17 protein-coding genes are annotated in these 18,405 nt (G+C 57.2%); 13 read left to right on the top strand and 4 right to left on the bottom strand.

What is annotated here, in order from left to right; all coding sequences use genetic code 11:
• The first annotated feature begins 48 nt into the window (after positions 1-48).
• From ABVF61_RS06730 to ABVF61_RS06745, 4 genes are read left to right on the top strand one after another with little or no spacing between them, the layout of a single operon-like run.
• Positions 49-1,596: an ABC transporter ATP-binding protein gene (locus ABVF61_RS06730; RefSeq protein WP_353992748.1), complete on the top strand. Its 1,548-nt coding sequence runs from the start codon at positions 49-51 to the stop codon at positions 1,594-1,596.
• Entirely contained in the window at positions 1,593-2,675 is a 1,083-nt protein-coding gene (locus ABVF61_RS06735; RefSeq protein ID WP_353992749.1) for an ABC transporter permease, read from the top strand. Before ABVF61_RS06730 ends, ABVF61_RS06735 begins: the two co-directional genes overlap by 4 nt.
• Positions 2,672-3,616 (top strand): ABC transporter permease, encoded by a 945-nt coding sequence (locus ABVF61_RS06740; protein WP_353992750.1) that lies wholly within the window; start codon positions 2,672-2,674, stop codon positions 3,614-3,616. The genes ABVF61_RS06735 and ABVF61_RS06740 overlap by 4 nt, the downstream gene beginning before the upstream one ends.
• 11 nt (positions 3,617-3,627) lie before the next feature.
• Positions 3,628-4,920 carry an amidohydrolase family protein gene (locus ABVF61_RS06745; RefSeq protein ID WP_353992751.1) on the top strand — a complete coding sequence of 431 codons (1,293 nt, stop codon included), beginning with the start codon at positions 3,628-3,630 and terminating at the stop codon, positions 4,918-4,920.
• Between the two features lie 308 nt (positions 4,921-5,228).
• Here the strand turns inward: ABVF61_RS06745 and ABVF61_RS06750 are convergent, their stop codons facing one another.
• From ABVF61_RS06750 to ABVF61_RS06760, 3 genes are all read right to left on the bottom strand, one after another.
• A complete protein-coding gene (locus tag ABVF61_RS06750; protein WP_353992752.1) occupies positions 5,229-7,355 on the bottom strand; it encodes a methyl-accepting chemotaxis protein in 2,127 nt (708 codons plus the stop codon).
• A 52-nt stretch (positions 7,356-7,407) separates the two neighbouring features.
• Entirely contained in the window at positions 7,408-7,980 is a 573-nt protein-coding gene (locus ABVF61_RS06755; protein WP_353992753.1) for a hypothetical protein, read from the bottom strand.
• Between the two features lie 219 nt (positions 7,981-8,199).
• Positions 8,200-8,958: a hypothetical protein gene (locus tag ABVF61_RS06760; protein ID WP_353992754.1), complete on the bottom strand. Its 759-nt coding sequence runs from the start codon at positions 8,956-8,958 to the stop codon at positions 8,200-8,202.
• An 88-nt stretch (positions 8,959-9,046) separates the two neighbouring features.
• Here ABVF61_RS06760 and ABVF61_RS06765 point away from each other — a divergent pair, with 88 nt between their 5' ends.
• The 8 genes from ABVF61_RS06765 (at position 9,047) to ABVF61_RS06800 (ending at position 15,834) form a co-directional block, all read left to right on the top strand.
• Positions 9,047-9,601 (top strand): MarR family winged helix-turn-helix transcriptional regulator, encoded by a 555-nt coding sequence (locus tag ABVF61_RS06765; protein ID WP_353992755.1) that lies wholly within the window; start codon positions 9,047-9,049, stop codon positions 9,599-9,601.
• Between the two features lie 13 nt (positions 9,602-9,614).
• Positions 9,615-10,301 (top strand): MOSC domain-containing protein, encoded by a 687-nt coding sequence (locus ABVF61_RS06770; protein ID WP_353992756.1) that lies wholly within the window; start codon positions 9,615-9,617, stop codon positions 10,299-10,301.
• A 185-nt stretch (positions 10,302-10,486) separates the two neighbouring features.
• Positions 10,487-11,122, top strand: coding sequence for a 50S ribosomal protein L25/general stress protein Ctc (locus ABVF61_RS06775; RefSeq protein WP_353992757.1), 636 nt, complete (start codon positions 10,487-10,489; stop codon positions 11,120-11,122).
• Between the two features lie 106 nt (positions 11,123-11,228).
• Entirely contained in the window at positions 11,229-11,969 is a 741-nt protein-coding gene (gene pth / locus ABVF61_RS06780) for an aminoacyl-tRNA hydrolase (RefSeq protein WP_353992758.1), read from the top strand.
• Positions 11,970-12,103: 134 nt separating this feature from the next.
• Positions 12,104-13,123, top strand: a complete 1,020-nt coding sequence (locus ABVF61_RS06785; protein WP_353992759.1) for a ribonuclease T2 family protein — start codon at positions 12,104-12,106, stop codon at positions 13,121-13,123.
• Positions 13,124-13,260: 137 nt separating this feature from the next.
• Positions 13,261-14,361 carry a redox-regulated ATPase YchF gene (gene ychF, locus ABVF61_RS06790; protein WP_353992760.1) on the top strand — a complete coding sequence of 367 codons (1,101 nt, stop codon included), beginning with the start codon at positions 13,261-13,263 and terminating at the stop codon, positions 14,359-14,361.
• 289 nt (positions 14,362-14,650) lie between these two features.
• On the top strand, positions 14,651-15,136 hold the full coding sequence (locus ABVF61_RS06795; protein ID WP_353992761.1) for a hypothetical protein: 486 nt from the start codon (positions 14,651-14,653) through the stop codon (positions 15,134-15,136).
• Positions 15,137-15,150: 14 nt separating this feature from the next.
• Positions 15,151-15,834 (top strand): fumarylacetoacetate hydrolase family protein, encoded by a 684-nt coding sequence (locus tag ABVF61_RS06800; protein WP_353992762.1) that lies wholly within the window; start codon positions 15,151-15,153, stop codon positions 15,832-15,834.
• A gap of 469 nt (positions 15,835-16,303) precedes the next feature.
• Here the strand turns inward: ABVF61_RS06800 and ABVF61_RS06805 are convergent, their stop codons facing one another.
• Positions 16,304-16,471 (bottom strand): hypothetical protein, encoded by a 168-nt coding sequence (locus tag ABVF61_RS06805; protein ID WP_353992763.1) that lies wholly within the window; start codon positions 16,469-16,471, stop codon positions 16,304-16,306.
• A gap of 152 nt (positions 16,472-16,623) precedes the next feature.
• Between ABVF61_RS06805 and ABVF61_RS06810 the strand changes: the two genes are divergently transcribed.
• Positions 16,624-18,399 carry an SLC13 family permease gene (locus ABVF61_RS06810; RefSeq protein ID WP_353992764.1) on the top strand — a complete coding sequence of 592 codons (1,776 nt, stop codon included), beginning with the start codon at positions 16,624-16,626 and terminating at the stop codon, positions 18,397-18,399.
• Positions 18,400-18,405: the final 6 nt, after the last annotated feature.

Here is an 18,405-nt window from a genome sequence, read left to right on the forward strand (position 1 = left end):
GCCACTTGCCGCCGTCGCGGCTTCAGGAAAACCATCGCGGAGGTCCGCATGACGGGACCCACAAACGAGGCGGAAACCGTTCTCAGGTTGGACGGTATTACCAAACGCTTTGGGGCGCTTACGGCAAACGGCGAGGTCTCACTTGATCTCAAGCGCGGCGAAATCCTGGCACTTCTGGGCGAAAACGGCGCCGGCAAGACCACGCTGATGAATATCCTGTTCGGCCACTATGTTGCCGATGAAGGGCGGGTCCTTATTGGCACCGGTGGAACGGGCTTGCAGGAACTGGAGCCGGGATCACCGCACGCCGCGCTTGAAGCAGGTATCGGCATGGTGCACCAGCATTTTACGCTGGCGGAAAACCTCAGCGCCCTCGACAACATCGTCCTGGGCACTGAAAAGTTATCGTCGCTGACATCCGCGCACGCGGCTGCGCGCAAGAAACTCAAGGATCTGATTGCGCGCTCAGGACTGAACGTTCCTTTGGATGCCCGGATTTCGCAGCTTTCAGTCGGCGAAAAACAGCGTGTCGAGATCCTGAAAGCACTATACCGCGATGCCAAGGTGTTGGTGCTTGATGAACCGACCGCCGTCCTGACCCCGCAAGAATCCGACACGCTTTTTGCAACCCTGAACAAGCTGGCCAGGGACGGGCTCGGCATCATCTTCATTTCGCACAAGCTTGCGGAGGTCATGGCCTCATCCCACAGGGTTGCGGTGCTGCGTGGCGGACGCAAGGTCGCGGACCTGCCCACCGCGGAATGCGATCTCAGAAAGCTTGCAGAACTCATGGTCGGCCACGAAATAGTTGAAACCGTGCGAAACGCTGGATCTCCAGGTGCTCTGCTTTATGTGCTCGACAAAGTCTCCGCAGGGCATGGACGCGATGCTCTTCATGAAGTTGATCTGACCCTGAGAGCGGGCGAGATCCTCGGAATCGCGGGCGTGTCCGGCAACGGGCAAACGATGCTCGCGCGCGTTATATCCGGATTGGTGCCCCCTGCTTTTGGCTCGATCTCCCTGAACGGACAAAACGAAACGCACGCAAGTGCCCGGAAAATGATTGAGAGCGGTCTGGCACGCATCCCCGAGGACCGGCACCGCGACGGCATCGTCGGCGCGATGAGTGTTTCGGAGAACCTGGCGATCGAAACCATCCGCCACCCGGAAAACCAGCGCTTCGGGCTGTTGCGCTTCCGGGCAATGCGCGACAAGGCGCGGCAATTGATCAAGGCCTACGATATCCGGTGCCAGGGAGAGGACAGTCAGGCGCGTCTTTTGTCAGGCGGCAATATCCAGAAGATTGTTCTGGCACGCACGCTTGATCCGGAACCGACTGTCGTTCTGGCGGCGCAACCCTCCCGAGGTCTCGATGTCGGCGCGACTTCAGACGTCCACAAGCGCCTTCTGGCAGCAAGGGAAAGAGGCGCTGGCGTGATCCTGATATCCGAAGACCTTGATGAACTGATGCGCCTTTCTGACCGGATCGCCGTTATCCATCGTGGGCATCTGTCCGAAGCCGAGGAGACTGAAACCCTCGACCGCGGCACGCTGGGTCTGCGGATGGCAGGGCATGGCGGGGAAGAAGCTGCATGATACGCCTTGAACCCCGCCCACCGGCATCTGTGTCCCGCATGCTGGCAATCTCTCTTGCTGCGGGTGCTGCTGCTCTTGTGCTTGCGGCAATACCGATGGGTTTTGCCGGTCTTTCCGTGTTTGACGCCTACGGCCTGATGGTCAAAGGCGCTTTCGGCTCGGTCTTTGCCTTCACAGAAATGCTGACACGTGCAACACCGCTCATCCTCACCGGGCTCGCGGCAGCCGTCGCATTCCGTGCCAAGCTCTGGAACATCGGGGCGGAGGGTCAGCTCTATGCAGGGGCGCTGGCGGCTGTTGCCGTTGGCACAGGCGCTATTTCCGGCCCGGGTTACATCCTTATTCCGGCTGTCGCCCTCGCCGGTGCGCTTGCGGGCGGGCTTGTCATGCTCGGCCCGACACTTTTGAAAAGCAAGCTGGGAGTTGACGAGGTCGTCACCACGCTCCTTTTGAATTTCATCATTCTGCTCTTCGTCCAGATGATGCTCGAAGGTCCCATGCAGGATCCGATGGGAATGGGATGGCCGCAGTCCGAACCCATTCTTGATGAAGCAGCGCTGCCGAAACTCCTGGAGCGCACCCGCATCCATTGGGGTCTGATTGTAGCTCTTGCCGCATCATTGGGCGTCTATTTCCTGCTGAAACGAACCGTTTGGGGGTTCGAGATCAGAGCGGTTGGCGAAAACGCGGCTGCGGCGCGGCACGCCGGAATACCCGTGACCGCAACGTTTATCCGGGTAGGCCTTCTGTCCGGCGCACTTGCGGGTCTTGCGGGCGTTGGTGAAGTTGCAGGCCTCAAGGGCTACCTGACCGCTGACCTGTCACCCGGCTTCGGCTACTCGGGGATCGTCGTCGCCATGTTGGCGGGCCTCTCTCCGATCGGAGTGGTTTTTGCCGCGCTCTTCATCGCCAGCATCTTTGTCGGCGCAGACTCAATGTCCCGTGCGACCGGTGTTTCCAACTATCTCGCAGACCTGATCGTTGCGATGGCGCTCTTGTGTGTTTTGGTTTCCGGTCTGTTTCTACGGTTCAAGGTGAGATTCATCAGCGCTCCAGCAACAAAGGGGTCTGCAGGATGATCGAAATTCTCGAGATACTCATTTCGCCCAATTTCTGGGCCGCCGCGCTGCGCATCGCGACGCCTTTGATCTTCGGCGTGATCGGTGCCCTGATATGCGAGCGTGCAGGTGTGCTCAATCTGGGCATTGAGGGCATATTCACGGCAGGAGCAATGGCCGGCTGGATGGCGGTCTGGCTTGGCACGGGACTGTGGGGCGGCGTTCTTGTCGCAGCCTTTGCCGGCGCGGTCTTCGGACTGATCCATGCGATCCTGACGGTCCCGCTGGGTCTGTCGCAGCATGTCTCCGGTATCGGCGTCACGTTGTTCGCCACATCGCTCAGTTACTTTGTCTACCGGACTGCGCTGCCTGACGTGTCTTCACCTCCTCGCATCGAGGCCTTCCAACCGCTGGACATTCCCGTACTGAGCGAATTGCCGTTCCTCGGCCCTGCCCTTTTCCAGCAGACGTCACTGACATTCCTGGCATTGCTGCTCGTTGCGGCGACCGGGTATCTTCTCTACCGCACCCCGCTCGGCCTGGCGATTCAGGCCGTGGGCGACAACCCGTCTGCAGTGGAATCGCAAGGGCTGTCTGTATATGCGATACGCATCGGTGCAGTGGTTGCCGGATCTTCGATCATGGCGCTTGGCGGCGCATTTTTGACCATGTCCGCTTTCGACGCGTTTTTCTTTGGCATGGTCAATGGCCGCGGCTGGATCTGCATCGCGCTGACAGTCTTTGCCTCCTGGCGACCCGGAAAAGCCTTGCTCGGAGCTCTTCTTTTCGGCGCATTCGACGCCTTTCAGGTGCGTCTTCAGACCGAAGTGGGAAGCTTCATTCCAGGCCAGGTCTTCCTGATGATGCCGTATATTCTGTCAATCGCCGCACTGATTGTCGTGGCACGCCGCGCTGATTATCCAAGAGCGTTGCTCGTCCCCTATTTCCGCGGCCAACGCTGAGGTCAAGTCCGATGAGCTTTGATCTGATTGTCAAAAACGCAAACCTGCCCGATGGCAGAACGGGTATCGACATTGCCTGCCGGAACGGCCGGATCGAAGCGGTGGACCCCGGCATCACCGCCGAAGCAGGCCAGGTGATCGAAGCCGACGGGAACCTCGTATCCCCACCCTTTGTCGACAGCCACTTTCATATGGATGCAACGCTTTCGCTTGGTTTGCCACGCATGAACAAGAGCGGAACCCTCCTGGAGGGCATTGCCCTTTGGGGGGAATTGAAGGAGATCCTGACGGTTGATGCGGTTGTCGAGCGGGCATTGAAATATTGCGACCTCGCGGTCTCTCAGGGCCTTCTGGCGATCCGCACACATGTCGATGTTTGCGACGACCGCCTGACCGGCGTCGAGGGCCTTTTGGAAGTGCGGGACCGGGTCAGGGACTATATCGACCTGCAGCTTGTGGCCTTCCCGCAGGACGGGCTCTACCGATCTCCCAACGCCGAAAAGAACCTCCTGAAAGCACTCGACATGGGCGTCGATATCGTCGGCGGCATCCCGCATTTCGAACGCACCATGGAGGATGGTGCCAAGTCCGTAAAGCGGCTCTGTGAAATCGCGGCCGAACGCGGACTGATGGTCGATATGCATTGCGACGAAACCGACGACCCGATGTCGCGTCACATCGAAACGCTCGCCTATGAGACACAGCGGCTTGGACTTCAGGGACGCGTCGCCGGGTCTCACCTGACCTCAATGCACTCGATGGACAACTACTACGTTTCCAAATTGCTTCCGCTGATTGCAGAAGCCCAAGTGCACGCAATTGCCAATCCGCTGATCAACATTACGCTTCAGGGACGGCACGACACCTATCCCAAACGGCGCGGTCAGACCCGTGTGCCGGAATTGCGTTCTTATGGCGTCAACGTCTCCTTCGGCCACGACTGCGTCATGGATCCCTGGTATTCCATGGGTTCCGGCGACATGCTCGAAGTCGCTTCAATGGGTCTTCATGTGGCCCAGATGACCAGCCGGGAAGACATCCGCTACTGCTATGAGTGCGTTACCTCGCATCCCGCCAAGGCTATGAAGCTCGATGGCTATGGCGTTGAAAGGGGCTGCAAGGCCGACTTCGTGGTTCTACAGGCACGCGACACTATTGAGGCGATCCGCCTGAAGGCGACCCGTTTGAAGGTGATCAAGAGCGGCAAGGTCATTGCCGCAACGCCCGAACGCAAGACCGACCTGTTTCTCCCCAACCGTCCCGAAATGGTCGATCCGAGCAGCTACGCACCGAACGAAGGCTGACCCGGAAAACAGGACATTGATCTGAGAAGCCGCGCCGGAAACAGGGGCCGTACCCAGGATGTATCTCCCCCTTTTCGGGACTCGCCATTGGCCTTTCTCAGGATGCGGCTACCTTGCGAATTTTTGGGGGCGAGTTCGCAAATTTCAGCCTCGTCGTTGTCGGACTTAGGCCGCTCGGAAAGCCGCATAACTCCCTCCGTCACCAATTCGGGAACGCGAACCTCTTCACGGATTTATCGTCCCGGTTTGCCGCGAAAGCGGCAAGACCGGGACGACATATGGAGGAATTAAGCTGCGGTCAGATGCGGTTAGGCAGCCGCCACCGCTTTCAGGAACCTGTCGACTGTTTCCCGAAGATCCGTCGTCCGCGTGTTGACATCGGTCGATGCATTCAATACCTGGCCAGCCGAAGAGCTTGTGACCTGTGCCTTTTCGGAAATCGTGATGATCGTCCGCGCAACTTCCTGTGTCCCGTGCGCCGCGTCCTGCACATTGACGGAGATTTCGTTGGTTGCAGCGCCCTGCTGTTCGACAGCCGCAGCGATCGTTCCGGTGTATTCATCCACCTGGCTCATGGTCTCGGTGATGCCCGCGATTGCCGAAACGGCATCCTTTGTGGCCGCCTGGACCTCGGTGATCTGACCTTCGATCTCTTCGGTCGCCTTGGCCGTCTGCGTTGCAAGTTCCTTGACTTCGGAAGCCACGACAGCGAACCCGCGCCCGGCTTCCCCGGCCCTTGCAGCTTCGATGGTCGCATTCAGCGCGAGCAGATTGGTCTGTTCTGCAATGGCCGAAATCAGATTGACCACATCGCCGATCCGCTGTGCGGCCTCGGCAAGGCCCTCGATCTTGGTGTTTGTCTGCACCGCGGCCTGTGTTGCACTGCGCACGATTTCCGTTGTTGACTGTACCTGACGACGGATTTCCTGAATGGAAGCTGACAATTCTTCTGAAGCAGATGCAACGGTCTGAACGTTGGTCGACGCCGTTTCAGATGCGCTCGATGCGCTGGATGCTTCTCCCGCCGTCTCGTCCGCGACCCCGTTCAGGTCCTCTGCAGCGACCCTCATCTGCTCGCTGTTGCTGTAAACGGCATCCAGCATCTGCGTCACTTCAGACCGGAAATCCGAAATCAGATCGGCAACTGCCGCGGCTTGACGTTCCTGCTCCAAAGACGTCTCGCGCTGAGCCGCCTCAAGGCGCTCCCGCTCCAGCGCGTTTTCGCGGAAGACATCGACCGATGCCGCCATTTCCGAAATCTCGTCACGTGTGGACTGCGCGGGTACTTCGACACTCGTATCGCCGCCTGCAAGCTTGTTCATGATGTCGCCCAGCGCCGAGAGCCGGCTGGACAGACTGCGCGCCATGACAAGGCCGATCACGCAGGCCAGAACGGCACAGACGATAGCGATTGCAAATATCCAGAACTGCAATGTCGTCAAGGGTGCCAGAACCTCGGCGGCCCCCTGCACAACAACAACCGCGTATTGCTGTCCGAACGCCGACACCGGCACAATCGCCGCAAAGACATCTCGCCCGTTATAGTCTGCCAAACGCGTGAATAGGCTCTGTGCGCCCATGGCAGAGAGGATCTCCGGCGCTGAATAGTCAGCGCTTAACAGCTCTGATGTCTCCGGTGAACGAAGGCTGTCATTCATGGCCAGACCGTGCTGATTTATCAGCAGCGTTTCACCTGTTTCGCCAAGTCCGGCAAATTTACCAAGCAGCGCTGTTACTTCCTGTGTCGGTGCTTCGTAAACCACCATTCCGATGGTTTTGGAGCCGACCAGGATCGGCGATGCCAGAAAGCCGGTCGGCTGATTGTTTTTTCCCGGATACGCAATCGGGTCGTAAGCCAGGAGATCCTGGTACCCGCCCGTTATGATCTTGTCGTAGGCATCTGCGACCGGCGTATCCTGCCAGTCACCTGAATTCAGATTGACCCCGAAGTCGCTGAGTTTGCGCGCGCTATAGATAACGTCGCCGTTCATGTTGACCAGAAGCAGGTCCGGAAACCGGTTGGCGTCGGCGAAGTCGCGCAAGGGGCTGTGATGTTTGGCGTGCGCCTTGTCATATGGCTTTCGCCCCGCCTTGACGAGCTGGTCTCTCTCACCGACGGGGTGCGGATTATCCGTCACATAGATCTTCGTCAGCGTTTCGGACGCTTTGTCCTTGTATTTTGCCCAGGCTGTATCAAAGGCGCTATAGGCCGCGCGAAGCGTTTTGCCTTGAACGTGGCCTTCGATTGTCCGTTGTTTGCGCTGGTAAAACTCCTGCAGACTGTCGCTGCGACTTTCTGCCAGTGCCATCAAACGTTGTTCAGCCTGTCCGCGAACCGTATCCGCGCTCGAAACGTAGCTGGCAATGCCGACACCGGCAGAGCAGAGAAGCGCAATACCAAGAACCAGCGCCGGAAGTTTAGCCGCAACTTTCACAAGTTTCTCCAGAAATTTGCGGGAAGGTCTTGCCTTCCCGCGATACTCGGTATCAGAGGTTTTCGACGTTTACACCGAACGTGACTGCACCGATCGCTTCACCGCTGGCCGGATCGACGACGGTCACACTGACCTGGCTTTGCAAAGTCTGCGTGCTGTCGTCCTCTTCAAGGTCGCTGATGTGCACGGCGCCCTTACCCAATGGGTACGTGTCCTGCCACTTGGCCTCATCGCCCTGCCAGTAGTCGGACGTCACGTCGCTCTGGCCAACGTTGAGACCTTTGCCGTCCATGACGAAGATTTCAGTGAAGAGACCATCGCTGCCTTCCTGAACTTCAGCGAGATACGCTGACAGCGGTTTGTCCAGAATGGCGTCGATCATGGGCTGGTCAACAGCTTCAGCTTCTGCACGCCATGTCTTGTCCAGTTCGTCGATTTTCGCCTGGTCGAAAGCAGATGTTTCGCCGTTCTGCGCCTTAACAGCTTCGATGACTTCACTGGATGCTGCGATCTCTGCAATCTTGCCGGATGCCAGTGACTTGAGCTCACTTTCGAATTCGTTTGCGGACGCGGAGCCTGCAAACAGAAAGCCGATTGCTGCTGTGGCATAAAGAAAATGTTTCATTGATGTCTCCCAAGTTGCTTGCCTCGGGAAATGCTGTATCGAGCGGATTAAAATTCTATGTATGGAGAATTGGTTTCTTGAAACAACTACACAAAAAGTCAAAAAAAAGTGGAAATACTGATAATTCAGACAATAGAATTTATGATTACATTCCATTTCTGATTGTAAATTACAATCAATAAATATAAAGGGCGAGAACGCCCTTTATAAGTGCATCGGTCAATCCAATCTTCCCGGCAGACTCAGGTCACCTGACGCGACATCGAAGACGTCCGTGACGCAAAGCAGAGGCGCATGGACGTTCTGGTTGACCCGCAGGGCCGACGTGACACCGTCATACGACAGATCTGCCGCAGTTGCTTCGTCGGCGAATGAAACGTTTATTGTGATTTCCGGTCCCTCGAGAATAGGGGTGAAACCCGGGCTGTCGAGATATAGGGGCAGGCCCGGCCAGGTCGCGGGCATCTTCGGCGTCGCTCCGTTTGGAATGTCCTGAACGGAAAGCGCACCAGCGCCACACACGTCATTTGGCGTGAGAACGACCCAGTGCGAATGCCATTTTGCGCCGTCATTGGCGACATCCCCATCGCCATCTTCATCAAAGAGCGGTGTGTCGTCGAAATCGGGATGGCTGGTCGCAACAAGGGCAAGTATTCCCTCGCCTCCCTCGAACCCGACGCTTTCCGGCGGAAGCGAAGTCGGCCAGACGTAAGCCTCTACAGGAGCGCCTGCGAGTTCTCCGGCGGGTTCGGGGATGGTCTCGCCTGCTGTGCCTTTGAGCGTCATGTGGAATGTGACGACACGGCCTTCACGGTGCACATGTGCCGCCAGAATATCGTAGTTCGGATCGAGAGCGGTATTCTCAGGCGACTGAACCGCGCTCGCTTGATGCAGCGCGTGATGGTTATGGCCGCCATCTGCAAGCGCAAGCGCCGGGACGCTCGCGATCACCAAACTTCCGAGGATCGATTTCAACATTTGCAAAACTCCTGATTTGAAGATGATGATTTAATAGTAGCGAGTCGAAACTATTGCAAGTTTAATTTCGACTCGCTACATATTGGACATGAACGACACGACTCACGTCCTGGCGATCCGGGAACTCATCGATCGGCTTTCAAGGCTGAATGCTGCCGAAGACTGGAACGGCCCACTGAACCCGTCGCAGTTCGCAGCGCTAGCCTATCTCGCTCGCGCCAACAGGTTCTCGCGTGCTCCGTCCCATGTTGCGGCCTATCTCGCGACAACACGTGGAACAGCCTCCCAGACACTGAAGGCGCTTGCCCGCAAGAACCTGATCAACGAGACCAGATCCGAAACCGACAAGCGCAGCATCCGCTACGACGTGACAGACGAAGGGAAAGCGTTGCTGGACGACCCTGTTTCGGACCTGAGCGGCGTCATTGATGACCTGCCTGCTGAAACCGTCGAAGCGCTCGCTGGATCGCTGAAGACGCTGGTGCTTGCAATTCTCCGGAAACGGGGCGGCAGATCTTTCGGCATCTGCCGGTCATGCAGGCATTTCGCGCAGATATCGGGCGGGGCTCATTGCAATCTGCTCGAAGTGCCGCTCAATCAATCGGATTCAGAACAGATCTGCCACGAACACGAAGCCGCGTAGGAACGCTAAGATCATGGAAATCACTGCCAGTATTCTCGCTCTTTACGAAGGAAGCCCGGAACACCGCTGGGAAGGAAAAGCACCTTCCGCGATACGCAAGAGCCGCCGGCAAGGACCGCGGGAAGTAACGCCGACGGGTCTCGCCGGAGACCGTCAAGCGGATCTGGAAGCGCATGGGGGCCCTGACAAAGCCCTGCACATCTATCCCTCGGAACATTACGAAGACTGGCTCGAGGCTTTTCCGCAAACACCTCAAACCTTCCGGCCCGGCGGCTTTGGCGAAAACATTTCTAGCACTGGCCTCACCGAGGAAAACCTTTGTATCGGTGACGTTCTGGAAGCCGGCCAGGTGCGCCTGCAGATCTCGCAGGGCCGCCAGCCATGCTGGAAGCTGAACCTTCATACAGACAATCCGGCCATGGCAGCATCCTTCCAGAAGTCAGGCAAGACCGGCTGGTACGTCCGGGTGCTGGAAACAGGGGTTCTGCAGGAAGGGGACAGATTATCGCTCGTGGAACGCCCCTGCCCTGAATGGAACCTGCGTGACGTCATCCTGGCAAGGTTCAATCCCCGTCTCGACCCTGCTATCGCCAAGACCCTTTCGCAGCTCGAACAATTGGCTGAACCCTGGCGCGCGTCGTTTGCCAAAAAAGCCGATACGAAATTCGTTGAAGACACCAGCCGCAGGCTGGAAGGTTAGGCCGCGTGGAAACAGAGAAACCAAGCAGAATCCTTTGCAGCGCTTGCATCCTCTGAGCTTTTCCGTTATACGCGCGCTCGCGCCTGCACCCCTGGAGGAGGCGCACCTGGACCGATCCCGGACAACTCAAGTCAACACGATGCGGTGGTTCGCCGGTCCGTTACCATACACTCAAGGAGTTTGCCATGGCTGCCAGCTATGAGCTGAAGGCGTCGGCACGGGACCGGGTGGGCAAGGGGGCCGCACGGGCACTGCGTCGCGAAGGCCTTCTACCTGCCGTGATCTACGGCGACAAGAAACCGGCAATGCCGATCACCATTCCGGTGAAGGAAACCACCATCACCCTTCACAAGGGTGGTTTCACCGCACAGATCGGCATCATCAATGTCGACGGTGAAAAGCACCAGGTCATCGCCAAGGACTATCAGCTGCACCCGGTGCGCGACGATGTCCTTCATGTCGATTTCCTGCGCGTTGCAAAAGGCGCAACACTCACAGTCGAAATTCCGGTTCAATTCCTGAACGAAGAAGACTGCCCAGGCCTCAAAAAGGGTGGTGTTCTGAACATTGTTCGTCACACCGTTGAAATGACAGTTCCGGCGGACTCCATTCCGGAATCCCTCGAGCTTGACCTTGCGAATGCAGAGCCGGGTGACAGTCTGCACATTTCCGCAGTTACTCTTCCGGAAGGCTGCCAGCCGACGATCACCGATCGCGACTTCACCATCGCGACGATCGCTGCACCGGCCGGCATGAAGGAAGAAGAAGAAGGCGAAGCTTCGGAAGAAGAAGCAACCGAAGAAGAAGCTGCCAGCGAGTAAGCTTACGCTTTGACCGGATTTTCACAGAAGGCGGCCACCGCCTTCTGTATCGGGGCAGCCGTTTTCGGCTGCCTTTTCGTTTCAGCCATGATGTTGAAGGTGCGAGATGAAACTGATCGTCGGACTTGGCAATCCCGGCTCCAAATACGAGGGGCACCGGCACAACATCGGGTTCATGGCTGTTGACGAAATTCATCGCCGCCATTCCGGCTTCCAGCCCTGGCGCGCCCGGTTTCAGGGACAAGTATCGGAAGGCAGACTCGGAAACGAAAAAGTCCTTCTCTTGAAACCATCTACCTACATGAATGAATCGGGCCGCGCGGTCGGGGAAGCAGCGCGGTTTTACAAGATCGACCCTGAAGACATCGTTGTTCTCTACGATGAGCTCGATCTGCCACCGGCCAAATTCCGGATGAAAAAAGGCGGTGGTCACGGTGGTCACAACGGGCTGAGATCGCTTACCGCCCATATTGGCGCCGACTACCGCAGACTTCGTCTAGGCATTGGTCATCCGGGCGACAAGAAACTTGTTTCAAATTATGTGCTCGGCGACTTTGCCAAGTCGGACCGTGACTGGCTTGAACCGTTGCTTTTGAACATCGCGGATCACGCCGATTTGCTGGCCGAGGGCAAGGACAGCCAGTTCGCAAACAAACTGACGCTTGCATTGGCACCTGAGAAAGCGCAGCGGACGGACCAAGGCGGCACACCCCGCAAGGACAAGGGTGGAACGCAAAAACCCAAAGGGCAAAGTCACATCCGCCAGGCACGTCAGAAGAAACCGGTTGACTTGCCCAAATCCGGACCGATGGCCGAGATGCTGAAAAAACTTCTGGGTGGAAAATAGGGCCCGTCCAGGCTCAGGAATTCAGCCTCGAATTGCAACCTTAACGAGAATAAAAAGTGTGATTCGCGTCACAAAATCGACACGGCTCATCCATGATGATACAATGTTTTTCATTGTAGCTTGGGAGATGAACCATGCTTAAATCTCTAATATTTGCAGCAATTTCAATAACTTTTACAGCTTCCGCCTTTGCCTTTGTGAAGCTTGAAGGCTATTTCATAGCCGAAAAAGCTTGCGAGGCGTATCAGAGCAAGAACAAGCAGACTAATCCGGGCAATATCGTCACGCGCCCGGACAGGGCTTACAAGATGCTTGGCATCAACAAGGAAGGTGGAGACTTCTTCCAGGTGCAGGTCGACGACGCGCCCGTCACTGCGTCGCGCTGGGTCAGCACAGCCTGCGGTCTCCACGTCGTTGAAGCCGATACCCGCACCAGCGGAACGGGTGAAGACACGGACGACGTCGTCATTGACCAGACCGGAACGGAGTCGACCGAAAACCTGCTGACGCTGAGCTGGCAGCCGGCGTTTTGCGAAACCCGTCCGGGCAAAAAGGAATGCCGGGATCTCAACGACGGCCACCTTCCGCACACCACGCGGCAACTGTCGATCCACGGCCTCTGGCCACAGCCGAAGGGCAACGACTATTGCGGCGTCCCCAACACGATCAGAAACCTCGACAATCCCGACAATTGGCACCGCCTGCCCGCACCGGACATAGACACGGAAACCGCCGACGCACTTGAAGCTGCTATGCCGGGATTTGCGAGCTTTCTGCACCATCATGAATGGATCAAGCACGGCACCTGCTATTTCGGTGAGGGCGGCGCCGACGAATACTACGATGACACGCTTTACCTCACGGGGCTCGTCAACGACTCCGCAGTCGGAGACCTCTTCTTCAACAACGTCGGCAACGAGATCACCGGTGCGGAAATCAGGGCCGCTTTCGATTCAAGTTTCGGAAACGGCAGCGGGGAACGGGTCCTGATCAAGTGCAAATCGGATTCCGGCCGCACGCTGATCAACGAAATCTGGATAAGCCTGCAGGGCACGATTTCACAGACCTCCGATCTCGGCGACCTGATGCGTTCAGCTGATGCCACAGGCATGGGATGCAAACGCGGTATCGTCGATCCCGCCGGGCTACAGTAGACCGACCGGTATTAGGCATAGATTATAGGAAGCGAGGCTTGTTTTGCGCTCCCGCGCAGGCCAAGCCTTGACCTGCTGGGCGTGCTCGGGCATGTAGCGCGGCAACAGTTTCACACACGAACCGAAAGCGATCTCCCATGGGATTCCAGTGCGGCATTGTCGGGCTGCCGAATGTCGGCAAGTCCACGCTTTTCAATGCGCTTACCAAAACCGCGGCAGCCCAGGCCGCAAACTATCCGTTCTGCACAATCGAGCCGAACACCGGCGAAGTTGCGGTTCCTGATCCGCGCCTTTACGCCATTCGCGACATTGCCGAATCGAAAGAAGTCATTCCGACCCGCATTACCTTTGTCGACATTGCAGGCCTCGTCCGCGGTGCCTCGAAGGGGGAAGGCCTCGGCAACCAGTTCCTGGCCAACATCCGTGAAGTCGATGCCATTGCCCATGTGCTGCGTTGCTTCGAAGACGACGACATCACGCATGTGGACGGTGCCATTGACCCGCTCGCCGATGCCGAAACGGTCGAGACCGAACTTATGGTCGCGGACATGGAGAGCCTGGAGCGCCGCATCGCTCCCTTGAAAAAGAAGGCGACTGGCGGTGACAAGGAAGCCAAGGCGGTTCTGCCGATCATGGAAGCTGCTCTTGCTCTCCTGCAGGATGGCAAACCGGCCCGTACGCTTGAGACAGCCGATGCCGAAGAAGCCAAGATGCTGAAGGGGTTGAATCTGCTGACCTCCAAGCCAGTGCTTTACGTCTGCAACGTCGACGAGGCTTCAGCAGCGGACGGCAACGACCTGTCGCGGAAAGTTGCCGAAAAGGCCAAGGAAGAAGGGGCTGTCGCAGTCGTCATTTCCGCGGCCATCGAGGCGGAAATCTCGCAGCTCGACAAGGAAGAGCAGGACGAATTCCTGGAAACAATCGGACTGGAAGAACCCGGCCTCGACCGGATGATCCGCGCCGGCTATGACCTTCTTGGTCTGATCACCTACTTCACCGCCGGTCCGAAGGAAACCCGCGCCTGGACGATTACAGAGGGCACCAAGGCGCCGGGGGCTGCCGGGGTCATTCATACCGATTTTGAGCGCGGCTTCATCCGTGCCCAGACAATCGCCTATGATGACTACGTGACGCTCGGAGGCGAAAACCCGGCCAAGGAAGCGGGCAAGGCAAGGGACGAAGGCAAGGAATACATCGTCAAAGACGGCGATGTTTTGCTCTTCAAGTTCAACACTTAGACGGATCCAACGAGCAGAGGTCTCGCCGTTTTCATGAATGTAAAGAAATTTGCCTGAAGGTGCAGATCAAGTCCCTGAAGCGGACCTGCGCCTTTGGTCTGTCTGCGCGTGAATGAGGCTGCATCCGATGAGAATTCTGCTGACAATTTGCATAATCCTATCAGCACTGTCTTCCGGGCAAGCAGCCGGGTTTAGCAAAGTCCCCGACAAGATCGATCCGGAGTGCAGGCGCGGACACGCGCGGATCTACGATGAATGCTCCGATCAGCGCTTGCTTTTTGAAATGGCAATGCAAAAAGCAGCAGACGAGGACAAAGTGGTACTTGTCTCCTACGGCGCAGAGTGGTGCATCTGGTGCCATGTCCTGAATGCCTATCTTGCCGGAGAGAAAACAAAGTTCGACTACGTCTATGCCGATCCGAGCGCGCCGGACGAGATTTATGAGGCGACCTTGTATGAGCGCGAGAAGCGCGACATGAGCGACGAAGCTTCGGCTTTGAATGCCTTCGTTCGGGATCACTTCGTGGTCGTGCACATAGACTACTTCTTCGCACCGAACGGAGACCGGGTTCTGGAAACGTCGGGTGCCTTGGAACATCTGGGAGATGGAATCCCATTCGTGTTTGCGGTGAGTGCATCAGGTAAGTTCCGCGCGGTCGTGGATACCGACCTGGCGGAAACGCGCCGCGATGAAGATTTTGACTGGTACCGCGGCTATGACCGGACGAAGCTGTTATCGTCCCTGAAAAGAGCCTATCAAGCGGCGCTCCAATAACGCAAGGATACTCAATGTCTTATGCAATCACGCCCCCGTCCATTCCTTCTCTTCCAATCCAGGGGACTGAAGATCTCTTTCCGGTGCGCAGGGTCTATTGCATTGGGCGCAACTACGCCGCGCACGCAGTCGAAATGGGACACGACCCGGACAAGGAGCCACCGTTCTTCTTCCAGAAGAACCCGGATAACCTCGACACGTCGGGCTCGTTCCCCTACCCGCCCCAGTCCGAAGATGTTCACCATGAAGTGGAACTCGCCGTTGCGCTGAAGTCCGGTGGAAAGAACATTCCGGTCGATGAGGCCCTGGGCCACGTCTTCGGTTATGCGGTGTCACTGGACATGACACGCCGCGATCTGCAGGGCGAAGCGAAAAAAATGGGCCGCCCCTGGGAAATCGGCAAGGCCTTCGAAGCTTCGGCCCCGATAACCCCAATTGTTACAGCCGCCGAGTGCGGACATCTCTCGAACGGAGAGATTGTCCTGAGGGTCAACGACACCGTCCACCAACAAGGTGATTTGAACCAGATGATCTGGAAAGTGCCCGAAATGATTTCGTATCTGTCGAACTATTTCGAACTGGCAGCAGGCGACGTCATTCTGACCGGGACCCCAGCAGGAGTCGGACCGGTTCAACGCGGCGACACGATGGAAGCAGTCATCACGGATTTGCCTGCACTTCACGTCAAGGTCGTTTGAAATCAGGCAGAAGACAAAAGAAAACCCCGTTGGTGCATCCAACGGGGTTTTTCTTAGCTACGGTCCAGACCCATCATCATCAGCGGATTGGGACCCTTCTGGTCTAACCACTTCCGGTTCTTCTTAAGATCCGTGCGCGTACTGGAGCTTGTAGCCGGAGCACCATATTCGCGAAGCAAGTGGCTTATTTCGTAGTATGCGCGATTGTTGTATTCCATCGTTTTCTCCTCTTCTGTTCAAAAGGCTTGGAAGCCTCGTGCCTGAAGAGAATATGGTGAGCACCTGTGTCCGGCGTCTGAACGGAAGATTACAAAACGTCCACCCTCTCAATTGGGCAAATCGGAAGGGACACCCGCCGGTTTTTTGGAGGAGAAGCGCGGCAAGCTTTGTGCCGCTCCGCAGTGGCGGGATACGGTTTGCGGAACGCTCAAACAAAAAAACCCGCCGGCGAACCGGCGGGGGTTTTTTCTTAGCTGCGGTCCAGGCCCAGCATGGTCAGCGGGTTGGGACCTCTGTTGTTCTTCCACTTGCCACGTTGCTTGCCGAAACCAAACAGGGAACTCAGGCGCGCCTGTTGATCTTGTGACGCACGCGCCATGATGTCGACAGTGTCAAGCGGGCTACTTTTATACTTCATCTCATTCACTCCCTTCTATGCAAGAGCATCATTGCCTTGCTGCTGAAAGGGATGTGGTGACGGGAGATGTTCGCAACGTGGCCTTGAGATTAACGATCTGTCATGTTCAGATTCGGCTGATTTGACTGATTTGTATTTCGAGGACTTTTTTCGTGACCTTTGACCAGATCGCATTGTTTGTACTTTTCGGGATTGTCTTCGCTCTGCTCGTCTGGGGCCGCATCAGGTTCGATCTCGTTGCCTTCGCTGCACTGATCGTTGGCGCTTTTTTAGGGCTCGTTCCCTCTGATCAGATATTTGCCGGCTTCGGCCATTCAGCTGTCATCATCATCGCGCTCGTCCTCATCGTCTCCAAGGGACTGATGAATTCCGGAGCTGTCGAACTGATTGCAAACCGTCTTCTCTCCGCGTCCCGGGGCCTGGCGAAACATATCACGCTGATGTCGGTTGTCGGAGCAGGTCTGTCCGGCATCATCAACAATGTTGCCGCCCTGGCGCTGCTGATGCCTCTCGATCTGGAGGCGGCCAAAAAGGCCGGAAGATCGCCTGGCCTGTCGCTGATGCCGCTCTCGTTTGCGACGATCCTCGGCGGCATGATCACGCTCATCGGAACGCCCCCGAACATCGTGATTGCCGAGTATAGGTCCGATGCGCTCGGCACGCCGTTTTCCATGTTCGACTTTGCGCCGGTAGGCCTGACAGTCGCGATTTTCGGGATTGCCTTTGTGGCCCTCTTCGGCTGGCGCCTGCTTCCGGCGCATTTTCGCGAGAGACCAAAGGACGAGGGCTTTGCCGAGAGCCTCTATTCCGCGGAGCTGAAAGTCAGCAAGGTTTCCGAGGAGAACCCGGTTTCGGTCGGCGACCTTTATCCGGTGGCCGAGGACAAGGATGTCACGATCATCGGCCTGATCAGAAACGGGCGACGCATCAAAGGTTTTGCCAGGCGTGAGCCGATCAAGAGCGGTGATTTCCTCGTTGTCGAGGGAGACCCGAAGGCAATCGAGAGCTTCATGGGTACTGCCAAGCTCGACTTCGCGGGATCCGAGAGGCACAAAGGCGGTCTTGGTGGTTCCGCATTGTCGCTTGCCGAGGCAATCGCGCCGGACAGTGCCCGCATAACGGGGACCAACGCTTTCAACCTGCGGCTTCTCTATGGCCATGGCGTAACGTTGCTTGGGATTTCCCGAGAAGGCCGCCGGATCCAGAAACGGGTGCGGCATGAGATCATCCGTCCAGGTGATGTGCTTTTGCTGATCGGCACACCCGAACGTCTGGAGAACGCGTTCAACTGGTTGGGAGTTCTTCCCCTGGAAGGACGCCAGACCGGCATGATCCAGCGCAACAAGGCGTGGCTCGCGATTGTGGGTTTTATCCTGGCAATTGCCGTGGCGGTCGCCGGCTTCGCCTATCTCCCGGTGGCCCTGGCTGCTTGTGTGGTGCTCTACGCGGCGACTGGCCTCGTCAGCGGCTCGGAAGTCTATAACGCAGTCGAGTGGAAGGTCATCGTCCTGCTCGGCTCTCTGATCCCGCTCGGTCAGGCCTTCGAAAGCGCCGGCAATGCGCAATTGATTGCCGACGGTATCGTTGCGGTAACGGCGGGAGCGCCCGCCTGGGTCACACTCACCGTATTGATGATCGTCACAATGACTTTGTCGGATTTTTTGAACAACGTGGCGACTTGCCTGATCGCTGCTCCCATCTCCGTTCAGATTGCCGGAAGCCTCAATGTCAACCCGGACCCGTTTCTGATGGCTGTGGCCGTTGCCGCATCCTGCGCATTCCTCACGCCGATAGGACACAAAAACAACACCATCATAATGGGGCCCGGGGGCTACAGGTTCGGCGATTACTGGCGCATTGGTCTGCCCCTCGAAATCCTGGTCCTGGCAGTTTCCATACCGGCAATCCTGGTCTTCTGGCCGCTGTGAACGAAC

Origin of the sequence: Roseibium sp. HPY-6 (assembly GCF_040530035.1) — a bacterium.
Lineage (GTDB): Bacteria > Pseudomonadota > Alphaproteobacteria > Rhizobiales > Stappiaceae > Roseibium.

Coding starts and splice junctions, on each gene's coding strand:
- ABVF61_RS06730 (WP_353992748.1), top strand. CDS start 49: ATGACGGGACCCACAAACGAGGCGGAAACCGTTCTCAGGTTGGACGGT.
- ABVF61_RS06735 (WP_353992749.1), top strand. CDS start 1,593: ATGATACGCCTTGAACCCCGCCCACCGGCATCTGTGTCCCGCATGCTG.
- ABVF61_RS06740 (WP_353992750.1), top strand. CDS start 2,672: ATGATCGAAATTCTCGAGATACTCATTTCGCCCAATTTCTGGGCCGCC.
- ABVF61_RS06745 (WP_353992751.1), top strand. CDS start 3,628: ATGAGCTTTGATCTGATTGTCAAAAACGCAAACCTGCCCGATGGCAGA.
- ABVF61_RS06755 (WP_353992753.1), bottom strand. CDS start 7,980: ATGAAACATTTTCTTTATGCCACAGCAGCAATCGGCTTTCTGTTTGCA.
- ABVF61_RS06760 (WP_353992754.1), bottom strand. CDS start 8,958: ATGTTGAAATCGATCCTCGGAAGTTTGGTGATCGCGAGCGTCCCGGCG.
- ABVF61_RS06765 (WP_353992755.1), top strand. CDS start 9,047: ATGAACGACACGACTCACGTCCTGGCGATCCGGGAACTCATCGATCGG.
- ABVF61_RS06770 (WP_353992756.1), top strand. CDS start 9,615: ATGGAAATCACTGCCAGTATTCTCGCTCTTTACGAAGGAAGCCCGGAA.
- ABVF61_RS06775 (WP_353992757.1), top strand. CDS start 10,487: ATGGCTGCCAGCTATGAGCTGAAGGCGTCGGCACGGGACCGGGTGGGC.
- pth (WP_353992758.1), top strand. CDS start 11,229: ATGAAACTGATCGTCGGACTTGGCAATCCCGGCTCCAAATACGAGGGG.
- ABVF61_RS06785 (WP_353992759.1), top strand. CDS start 12,104: ATGCTTAAATCTCTAATATTTGCAGCAATTTCAATAACTTTTACAGCT.
- ychF (WP_353992760.1), top strand. CDS start 13,261: ATGGGATTCCAGTGCGGCATTGTCGGGCTGCCGAATGTCGGCAAGTCC.
- ABVF61_RS06795 (WP_353992761.1), top strand. CDS start 14,651: ATGCAAAAAGCAGCAGACGAGGACAAAGTGGTACTTGTCTCCTACGGC.
- ABVF61_RS06800 (WP_353992762.1), top strand. CDS start 15,151: ATGTCTTATGCAATCACGCCCCCGTCCATTCCTTCTCTTCCAATCCAG.
- ABVF61_RS06805 (WP_353992763.1), bottom strand. CDS start 16,471: ATGAAGTATAAAAGTAGCCCGCTTGACACTGTCGACATCATGGCGCGT.